Annotated in this window: 2 protein-coding genes; both read left to right on the forward strand. The window is 29.2% G+C overall.

Annotated elements, in window-relative coordinates; all coding sequences use genetic code 11:
• Positions 1 to 78: beta-class phenol-soluble modulin (locus HMPREF2930_RS09530; RefSeq protein ID WP_141743930.1), on the forward strand; the 78-nt coding region annotated here is incomplete at its 5' end.
• 42 nt (positions 79 to 120) lie between these two features.
• A partial coding sequence (locus HMPREF2930_RS09535) for a beta-class phenol-soluble modulin (RefSeq protein WP_070508303.1) occupies positions 121 to 209 on the forward strand: 89 nt, incomplete at its 3' end.

Consider the following 209-nt stretch of genomic DNA (forward strand, 5'->3'; position numbering starts at 1 on the left):
TGGACAAAATTAGGTACAAGCATTGTTGATATCGTATCAAATGGTGTAAGCATTCTAGGTAAATACTTAGGATTCTAATGTAATAACATTTAAAAATAAAAAAAGAATGGAGAAATTCAAATGACTAAATTAGTAGAAGCAATTAAAAATACAGTAGACGCAGCACAAAGCCAAGATTGGACAAAATTAGGTACAAGTATTGTTGACAT

Origin of the sequence: Staphylococcus sp. HMSC068C09 (genome assembly GCF_001813735.1) — a bacterium.
Classification (GTDB): domain Bacteria; phylum Bacillota; class Bacilli; order Staphylococcales; family Staphylococcaceae; genus Staphylococcus; species Staphylococcus hominis.